We start from the raw sequence: 9,158 nt of genomic DNA, 5'->3' as shown, positions 1-9,158 counted from the left end.
AATATACATCAAACATTTCAAAATAACTACTTGGCTTAACGCAGTCATTGCACTGATTTTATACTTTCTTAACTTAGCACAAAAGCGCAAGCGCCCGATTAGAAACGTAGCGACTGTCAACGGAGATAAAGGAAGCACGATGAGCTTGCGAGCCGATGATGACTTAGATTAGGGCGATTCGTGAAGTCGCCTCGTTTCTGGGCGCTGGAGCTAAACGCAGCTCAACACTCCCATATTTAACCACATGGGCAAATTTTATAATTTCCTAAACAATAAGCAAAAACACCAAAAGTAATCCATCTACTTTCGGTGCCTTCATCCTTTAGCCTAGCTTATTTTTCTTTGCTGCTTTCTCTCGTTCATTTTTATTTAAGATTTTTTTACGTAATCTAACCGACTCAGGTGTTACTTCACAATATTCATCATCATTTAAATACTCAATAGCTTCTTCTAGAGACATATCACGAGTTTTTCTAATGGTTGCGGTTTGGTCTTTTGTAGCAGAACGCACATTTGTTAAGTGCTTTTCTTTGGTAATATTTACAGTTAAATCATTGTCACGATTATGTTCACCAACAATCATACCAGCATAAACTTCTGTTCCTGGATTAACAAAAATAACGCCACGATCTTCTAATTGCATAATCCCATAAGTAGATGCTTTACCATTCTCAAGAGCAACAAGTACTCCTTCTCTTCTACCACCAACTTGACCTTTAATCACGGGTTCATAATCATCAAAGGTATGGTTTAGAATTCCATAACCACGTGTTTGTGACATAAATTCAGTAGAGTAGCCTAATAACCCACGAGATGGAACCTTAAATTCTAACCGAACTTGTCCATTCCCTTGGTTTACCATATCAAGCATTTCACCTTTTCTTGCACCAAGTGATTCCATAATTGCACCCGTATATTCTTCTGGAACATCAACCTGTACACGTTCTACTGGCTCACACGGAACGCCATCAATTTCTTTAATGATTACCTGTGGTTTAGACAACTGTAATTCATAGCCTTCCCGCCGCATGTTCTCAATTAGAATGGATAAGTGGAGTTCACCACGACCAGAAACAACCCAAGCATCTGGAGAGTCTGTCGGTTCAACTCGTAAACTGACATCTGTCTCTAATTGCTTCATCAAGCGCTCTTCTATCCTACGTGAAGTGATATATTTACCTTCCCTACCAGCAAATGGACTATTATTAACAAGGAAAGTCATTTGTAGTGTTGGCTCATCAATTCGTAGCCAAGGTAATGCTTCCGGATGATCCTGCGGACATATCGTTTCACCAACATTAATGTCCTCCATACCTGCTACTGCAACTATATCGCCTGCTACTGCTTCTTGAATTTCTATTCGTTTTAAGCCAATAAATCCAAACAGTTTAGTAATGCGGAATGATTTTTGAGTACCATCCTTTTTAAGGACAACCACTTGCTGACCAACACTTATTTTTCCTCTAACTACTCTACCGACTCCAATTCTTCCAACGTAATCATTATAGTCAAGTAACGTAATTTGGAACTGTAGTGGATCTTCACGATTATCTACTGGTGCTGGAATATGCTCAAGAATAGTCGTAAATACTGGATCCATTGTTTCCTCTTGTTCCTCAGGTTCAAGACCCGAGGTACCATTTAATGCAGAAGCATATACAACAGGAAATTCTAATTGCTCATCATCTGCACCTAATTCAATAAATAAATCAAGCACTTCATCAATTACTTCATGTGGGCGTGCATTAGGACGATCAATTTTATTAAGCACAACAATTGGTGTTAGTTTTTGTTCTAATGCTTTCTTCAACACAAATCGTGTTTGTGGCATTGTCCCTTCATAAGCATCAACAACTAATGCAACTCCATCCACCATCTTCATAATACGTTCTACTTCTCCACCAAAATCTGCGTGCCCTGGTGTATCTAGAATGTTGATGGCTGTATCTTTATATTTAATCGCTGTATTCTTTGCCAAAATTGTAATCCCACGTTCTCTTTCAATATCACCGGAATCCATAGCACGTTCATTGACCTGTTCATTTTCACGGAAAGTCCCAGAATATTTTAAAAGCTGATCAACTAATGTTGTTTTACCATGGTCTACATGGGCAATAATAGCGATGTTGCGAATATCTTTTCTTAATTGCATACGTACGCTCCTCTATTCTTTACGAGATGATTCAAACCATTCAATTATAACACAATAACCAGCATAGAGTAAAAGTTTTAAAAATAATCAACCGGTAAAAACAATTTTAAATTTTGCTCCTCCTAATTCGGAACGCGCAACCGTAATTTTCCCTCCTGATTGCTCTATAATAGCACGGGCTATTGCTAGACCCAGTCCAGTTTCGCCACCTTTACCTTTTACAAATCGATGAAAAATATGCGGTATTAATTCTTCTGGTACTCCATCCCCGTCATCTTCAATCATAATTACAACCTTCTTATTTTGTTTTGTAATAGTAAGCCGAACTAACGATTTCGAATGACGAATCCCATTAAATGCCAGATTTACTAAAGCACGTAATAGTTTCTCTCCATCTGCATACAATTCTGGAGAACCATCGATGGCATGTTCTAATTCAATTCCTTTTTCACTTACTAATGGTAATGCTCTATCAACTACCTGCTCCATAATTTGTGATAGTTGGAGTTTCTCAGGATTATAAACATCTGGTTCACTGTCTAGTTTAGCAAGCAAAATCATTTCATTAATGATCTTTTTCAACCGGTTTACTTCAGAAACCATAACTTCTAGACCTTTCGCTTCCTCTTTCTCATCAAAAATTTTATCTCTAATGCCTTCTGCATATCCCTGTATTGTCATTAATGGTGTTTTGAGCTCATGACTCGCATTTTGGAAAAAGGTTTGCTGTGAATTAATGTATCGTTGTAATTCGTTTGCCATTTCATACACGCTTTGTTCCACTTCCTTGATTTCTCCTGTTGCATTAATTCGATCCATCGAATCAAATTGTCGCTTTTCGATTTTCTTCAGTTGTCGTTTTAATTGGGAGAGCGGTGTTACTAATTTACGTGTGAAGAAATAACTGATGATCGTTGCAGCAACTCCACCAATCAAAAATACAATTAACAACCGAAATATAAAATTCTGTTGAACTACCTCAATATCACTTAATGGTGTTAGCAAGATTAATTCTAATCCAGTACTTTCCGGTACAAGCAGAATACGAGAAGTTACATACTTGTCATTTTTATATTCCCATAATGATTTACTTGTATCTGCAAAATCATTGGATTTAAAGAATTCAGTTGCTACACTATTGGATAGCGTAGAATAAAAAACTGCATTCTGATTGCGGTCATAAAGAAAAAGTTGTAAATCCTGATCCTGAAGGAAGCTATTTAAGTTTTGAATATCGGGTCTTCCATATTGCTCATTTAATACTTCAATAAGAAGGTCACCTTTTTGTTTTAATTGTCGTTGCTCGTCTTGGATAAGCATATCTAAAATTAATGAATAAATGAAATAGCCTGTAACTGTCATTACTACGAGTAATAAGGCAGTAAAGGCAGCATTCAATTGGGATTGTAGCTTCATTCTGCTTCTCCCTCATAGCGAAGTCGATAACCGTATCCCCAAACAGTCTCCAATGGCAAATCAGGTAGTTTTTTTCGAATTCGTTTAACAAGGTCATCGACCGCACGATCACTACCAAAATAATTATTTCCCCAAATTTTAATTAACAGTTCCTCTCGTGAAAATGCCCTATTTACATTCTCCGCTAGGATTAGCAACATATCAAATTCTTTTGTCGTAACTTCAAATTCATCCGTATTAAAAAATATTCGTCGTTCATTTTTATCAATCACCAAATGATCTACAGTTATTTTCTCCTGCGTCATATCTTTTTGTTCTTGTACGATGACAGATCGTTTAAATAATCGCTTAACTCTAGCTACAAGCTCCCTTGGACTGAATGGCTTTGTTAAATAATCATCACCACCAAGTTCTAATCCAAGAATTTTATCAATTTCCTCATCTTTCGCAGAGATAATAATAATTGGTACTTCACTTTCATTACGTATCTTTTTGCAAAACTCGTAACCATCCATACCAGGAAGCATAATATCTAGGATCCACATATCTGGTGGTTCATTCATCCAAATCTCCCAAGCATCTTCTGCTGTTTCCGATAAGGTTACGTTAAATCCTTCTTTCTTAAGATAAGCAGAAACGATATTTTGAATATTTGGGTCATCTTCAACGATGCCAATATGATAGTTCATGTTTTGCCACCTTTTCCCGAAATTAATTACTTCTATTTTCACATAAATCCTGCATGATGAACACTTAAATGTTTTTACACATTTTTTCCACATTTATACCAAATGAATCCCAAACTGCTTGGCTACAATAAATGTATCAATGGTAACTTCATTCATACGCAGCATGACTGCGTGAGGAAGTGACCGTTTACTTATATTCAGGCTAAGGGACAGTATTTATAAGCGTCTCCCCTACTCCCCTCGACGTTTGTAGATGCTTGTCTCGATAGCCTGTGTTTAAAATTTGTCATAAAGGGTGAGCTAAAATGGATTATAAAGACGAAAATCAGAACAAAGATTTTAGTGGTTACTCTAATGAGCAGGAATCTATTGACGAACAGCCATTATCAGATAATCAACATATACGGGATGAATCCCAAAATAATGCAGATACCGGTACTACCGAAACATATATAGCCTCCAAGGAACGCAATAAACCTCCTAAAAATAAATCTGCGCTACACTTTATCCTTGGAGGACTGTCAGGTGGTATCGTATCTGTAGTGCTCATAGTAGCATTAGTATTAACCAATGTAATCCCATTAAATCAACAAGGTAATAATGGCAACACTGCTTCCGATAATGGGAACAAAACAGCTGACGTTATAAAAACACTTGCCTCCGATGATGCAAATGTTGCTACTAATATTGAAGAGACATCACAAGCTGTGGTAGGAGTAATCAATATGCAACAGCAAAGCGTTTGGACAGAAAGCCAAGAAGCCGGAACTGGATCAGGAATTATTTATAAAAAGGAAAACGGCAAGGCATATATTATCACTAATCAACATGTGGTTGCAGGAGCTAAGGAAGTAGAGATAGCACTTAATTATGAAGAAGAACGCCTTAATGCTACCGTATTAGGTACGGATGAACTAACTGATTTAGCTGTCCTGGAGGTAGATGGAGATAAAATTACGACTGTTGCAAATATGGGATCATCAAAAGATTTAAAGGTTGGAGAAACTGTAGTGGCTATTGGTAACCCTCTTGGTATGGAGTTTGCCAATACAGTTACAAAAGGTGTCGTAAGTGGATTAAATCGTTCGATCGATATTGACACTAATGGTGATCGACAACCAGATTGGGTAACCGAGGTTATTCAAACAGACGCGGCAATTAATCCAGGAAATAGTGGCGGAGCATTAGTTAATGAAAATGGTGCGGTCATCGGAATAAATTCCATGAAAATTGCCCGTCAAGAAGTGGAAGGTATCGGTTTTGCGATTCCAGTAGATACAGCACTACCAATTTTGGAGCAATTAGAGAAAGATGGCGAAATTAAACGACCTTTAATAGGAATAAGTACAGCTGCTCTTAGTCAGGTACCACCGCAATATCGCAGTGAAATTGCATTACCTGAGGATGTAAAAGGTGGAATGGTAGTAGCAGATGTGCAAAATGGCTCCGCAGCAGACAAAGCTGGGCTACAACAATTTGACGTCATTACAAAAATTAATGGAAACGAAATTACTTCGATACTAGAGTTACGTCAATTTTTGTATTCAGATGCAACAGTTGGAGAAAAAGTTGAAATAGAGTATTATCGCGGCGGAAAAAAACAAACCGTAGAATTAACCTTACAAGCGCAAGAAAATAATACAGAAAACGCAACAAACCAATAAGTATTCAAACAAACGCTTGATGAACATACCTAGACTGTCGAGAAACGCTCTTCTCGGCAGTTTTTTTATTATGGGAAAGAAAGATTACGCTTAGCCCATCGTTCACATTAAGGGCGCTATACTGTTTATATCGCTATGCTTCACCCGAGCATACAGAGAAAAAACGATATTATCCATTGAAGCAAGAAGTTAATTTCACTTATAATGAAAAAATAGTAATGAAAAAACAAGGAATATTACTAATTATGTCGAAGTTAGTTCTGGAAGAGTTATACTGCATACAAATACATATAAAGGAGTGATTAATTATGCTATGTCCAAGTTGTGGACAAGAAACAGAGAAAGGAAAGTTTTGTACCAACTGTGGTGCTCTCTTAGCAGATGAGCCAGCAGCATCTGCGGAGCCAGAGGAAAATAAAGAACAGGAAATCCATCATGAGCAGGCTCATTCAGGTGCATCACAAAAGAAGGAAAATGATTTCACAGCCACTGTAAAAAAAGAATCGGCAAATTTTGGAGCCTTTTTTATCCGATTAATAAAGGCTCCTAGCAAAGCCAAAAACATAACGAGTCATGAATTAGTGCCTGGCGTTATTACAATGGTTTTATTTTCCGTCTTGATTGCTTTAGGTACCTATCTGGTGATGATGCAAATTGGTAGTATGTTTATGACCGTTAATTTTTTAGATGGATTTATTCTTCCACTCTTACAATTTCTTGTTTTATTTGTGATTGTTTCCGGATTAACATTTGCGGCTTCGAAGCTAACAGCGCAATCATTAACCATCTATGATGTATTAGCCAAAACAGGTGCATACACTGTTCCATATATGTTTATTTATGTTCTTGGTATATTACTTAGCTTAATTAATTTACCATTTGCAGGTACGTTCTTTTTCGTTAGTTTACTTGGACCCATTTTATTTATCCCTACACTAATCCTGTTAGAAAAGCCTGCAAAAGGCTATGACAGAATATATGTGTTAATCGGATTATATTTAGTTTCGTTTATCCTATCCGGTCTTTTACTACAAAATGTAGTCGGAACATTTTTTGGCGGTTTCATGGATAGCATATTTAGTGGTTTCTAATTATAAAAATAACACCCCTTTTTTCAAGTCATTTGAAAAAGGGGTGTTTTTACTTATCCGAAGAAGAGATCAAAGATGTTACTACCGGTAGAGCTCTTCTTATTATAGAATTCAGAATACCCACAGTTCTTGCAATAGACGACTATAAACTGATTATGCTGCATATCAAACATCTTTGATAAGCCCGTTCCAGTCATTGCAACTTCCTTTTGATCCGCATCCGTACTTCCACATTTAATACATCCATTATTTTCATTCAATTTCGATCACTCCTTATATCGTAATACGAAATGAGGAGCAAAAGGTTTCACATCTTCATGTATGCCAAATATACCTAATCCAAATCTTCTTCGTACTTATTATGATTTGCTGCTGGATGTGTATACTTACCATGAATATCAGCTGCTAGAAATTCTTCTACACTTTCTACAGCACCTGGCGCTCCATCACTATTCGGATACATTTCATCATAGTTTTCTCTATCTCCATATAAGTCAGAAGGCGTTTCAGATGTACCGTATACACTTACCTCCTGCCAAGCATCTTCTGCGTCATATTCAACCTGTAATTCCTCAGACGTATCATCGGGATTAATATTGGGACTATACACCTCTTCCTCTATTGTACGATGCTGTTTAAACACATTATTATTGGCGTGCTCTATACAACGATCTGCAGTTGGGATAGCAGCCAATCGCTCGTAAGGTATATCTGCTCCACATTCGCTGCAAATTCCATATGTTCCCTCTTCAATCGCATGTAAGGCTGCATTTATTTCTTCTAATTCTCGCTCTGCATGTTCATTTAAAGCTAGATCCTTTGATCTTTCGAATAACTCTGATGCCGTATCACCTGGATGATTATCATAATTAGACAGCTCCCCAACTGATTCCTGGGCTGTCTCTAACGTCATCCCGAGATGGTCTTGTACATGATTAATTAGTTCTGTTTGTCTATTTAATAAGGCCGACTTGCATGCCGCTAATTCTTGGTTCGAAATCATGAAGATCGTCCTCCATTTTTATAAATATGTAATTATACTATGCACAAGATTGGACAACGACATTCTTTATTTTTGCTCCCAAATCATGTCAATAAGTAAATAGGTGTTTTTCACTTTCTTCACAATATTTTTTGGGTATATATAACACTTTATCGGACATAGTGTAATAATATATTTTGCTTATTTACGTTTTTTATTTATTATCGTTACATTTTATATAGTGTCACAGCATATGCTAAAATAAGAACAAATGTTCTTAAGGGTGATTAAATGAATACTGAATTAAAACAGCTAATACAGGATTTTATTGTAATACCAATGGCTATAAAAGTTTATGAACAAGATAAAAAGCTTATTGCTGCTGATTTTACTATGGCTAATTTGTACATTAGTATGATTGATGCAGTGATAGATCGATTAAGACAAGTGCAAATTGAAACAAAGAAAAAACTTTATACGAAGTATCATGTCGATGTGAAAAGAGTTGGTAATACAAGTTATAAGTGGCTAAGCCGTGGCGAATCTGGATTAATTGAATTCACGCCGCAGGAACTAAGGGAAATGACAAGGGACATCATGGAAAAGTATATGTACGGTACAAAGTTTAAATTGAAAGATGGATTTGTGGATCAATTGAGAAGATTAGAGAAGGAAAACCCTCGCTAAAATGCGAGGGTTTATTTTTTACATAGCTCTTCCGTACTGGTTCAGCGAAAAAGATATTATCTAACTAAATGTTCTCAAAATGCTACTTTTCTGGTTTCTACGAGTTTATTTCCATCTGTTATATTATAACTATTTACTACTAATTTGCTACCGAAAACACCATTTGCTTGAGATACCCCTTCAAAATGCATCTGATTAGACTGTGCATTAATCGTAATGTCTTGGACTTTACTTTTTCCAGAATCAGATAAGCTATTCCAGCAGTATCCCGTATCTTCATTAAACTGATATTTTTTCGTATGTGGTGTTCCTTTATAATCTATCCACATACCCTTAGTGTGAATATTTGTTCACTAGCGTTGCATAAAAAATAACTGTAAAAGTCAATGAATATATTTTTGATTTCAATCAAGTTGAACGAATTTTCTGATATATGTTATATTTTATTTATGAAAAAAGACAACAGGGCTATAAAGG

General features: G+C 36.4%; 9 protein-coding genes. 3 read left to right on the top strand and 6 right to left on the bottom strand.

Annotated features, from left to right (window positions below; genetic code table 11):
* Positions 1–322: 322 nt before the first annotated feature.
* From typA to Q1A47_RS19010, 3 genes are all read right to left on the bottom strand, one after another.
* The gene (typA, locus tag Q1A47_RS19020; protein ID WP_166530320.1) at positions 323–2,152 is read right to left on the bottom strand and encodes a translational GTPase TypA; all 1,830 of its coding nucleotides are present in this window, start codon (positions 2,150–2,152) and stop codon (positions 323–325) included.
* 87 nt (positions 2,153–2,239) lie between these two features.
* Positions 2,240–3,568 carry a cell wall metabolism sensor histidine kinase WalK gene (locus Q1A47_RS19015; RefSeq protein WP_121604522.1) on the bottom strand — a complete coding sequence of 443 codons (1,329 nt, stop codon included), beginning with the start codon at positions 3,566–3,568 and terminating at the stop codon, positions 2,240–2,242.
* Positions 3,565–4,257 carry a response regulator transcription factor gene (locus tag Q1A47_RS19010; RefSeq protein ID WP_121604521.1) on the bottom strand — a complete coding sequence of 231 codons (693 nt, stop codon included), beginning with the start codon at positions 4,255–4,257 and terminating at the stop codon, positions 3,565–3,567. Before Q1A47_RS19010 ends, Q1A47_RS19015 begins: the two co-directional genes overlap by 4 nt.
* Before the next feature lie 305 nt (positions 4,258–4,562).
* Between Q1A47_RS19010 and Q1A47_RS19005 the strand changes: the two genes are divergently transcribed.
* On the top strand, positions 4,563–5,921 hold the full coding sequence (locus Q1A47_RS19005; protein WP_166530319.1) for a S1C family serine protease: 1,359 nt from the start codon (positions 4,563–4,565) through the stop codon (positions 5,919–5,921).
* A gap of 308 nt (positions 5,922–6,229) precedes the next feature.
* A complete protein-coding gene (locus tag Q1A47_RS19000; protein ID WP_166530318.1) occupies positions 6,230–7,012 on the top strand; it encodes a hypothetical protein in 783 nt (260 codons plus the stop codon).
* Between the two features lie 53 nt (positions 7,013–7,065).
* Here the strand turns inward: Q1A47_RS19000 and Q1A47_RS18995 are convergent, their stop codons facing one another.
* Positions 7,066–7,272: a zinc ribbon domain-containing protein gene (locus Q1A47_RS18995; protein ID WP_026682707.1), complete on the bottom strand. Its 207-nt coding sequence runs from the start codon at positions 7,270–7,272 to the stop codon at positions 7,066–7,068.
* 74 nt (positions 7,273–7,346) lie between these two features.
* Positions 7,347–8,015, bottom strand: coding sequence for a TraR/DksA C4-type zinc finger protein (locus Q1A47_RS18990; protein ID WP_026682708.1), 669 nt, complete (start codon positions 8,013–8,015; stop codon positions 7,347–7,349).
* Between the two features lie 270 nt (positions 8,016–8,285).
* Between Q1A47_RS18990 and Q1A47_RS18985 the strand changes: the two genes are divergently transcribed.
* A complete protein-coding gene (locus tag Q1A47_RS18985) occupies positions 8,286–8,681 on the top strand; it encodes a hypothetical protein (RefSeq protein ID WP_026682709.1) in 396 nt (131 codons plus the stop codon).
* Between the two features lie 74 nt (positions 8,682–8,755).
* Here Q1A47_RS18985 and Q1A47_RS18980 read toward each other — a convergent pair whose 3' ends face one another.
* Entirely contained in the window at positions 8,756–9,010 is a 255-nt protein-coding gene (locus tag Q1A47_RS18980; protein WP_166530317.1) for a hypothetical protein, read from the bottom strand.
* Between the last annotated feature and the right edge of the window lie 148 nt (positions 9,011–9,158).

This window comes from uncultured Virgibacillus sp. (assembly GCF_947495635.1).
Classification (GTDB): domain Bacteria; phylum Bacillota; class Bacilli; order Bacillales; family Amphibacillaceae; genus Virgibacillus; species Virgibacillus salarius.
The sequence above is the reverse complement of the archived record's forward strand: the minus strand, read 5'-3'. Positions and strand labels throughout refer to the sequence as shown.

Bases quoted from the DNA above. Each gene is read 5' to 3' on its own strand.
- typA (WP_166530320.1), bottom strand. From the start codon at position 2,152: ATGCAATTAAGAAAAGATATTCGCAACATCGCTATTATTGCCCATGTA.
- Q1A47_RS19015 (WP_121604522.1), bottom strand. From the start codon at position 3,568: ATGAAGCTACAATCCCAATTGAATGCTGCCTTTACTGCCTTATTACTC.
- Q1A47_RS19010 (WP_121604521.1), bottom strand. From the start codon at position 4,257: ATGAACTATCATATTGGCATCGTTGAAGATGACCCAAATATTCAAAAT.
- Q1A47_RS19005 (WP_166530319.1), top strand. From the start codon at position 4,563: ATGGATTATAAAGACGAAAATCAGAACAAAGATTTTAGTGGTTACTCT.
- Q1A47_RS19000 (WP_166530318.1), top strand. From the start codon at position 6,230: ATGCTATGTCCAAGTTGTGGACAAGAAACAGAGAAAGGAAAGTTTTGT.
- Q1A47_RS18990 (WP_026682708.1), bottom strand. From the start codon at position 8,015: ATGATTTCGAACCAAGAATTAGCGGCATGCAAGTCGGCCTTATTAAAT.
- Q1A47_RS18985 (WP_026682709.1), top strand. From the start codon at position 8,286: ATGAATACTGAATTAAAACAGCTAATACAGGATTTTATTGTAATACCA.
- Q1A47_RS18980 (WP_166530317.1), bottom strand. From the start codon at position 9,010: ATGTGGATAGATTATAAAGGAACACCACATACGAAAAAATATCAGTTT.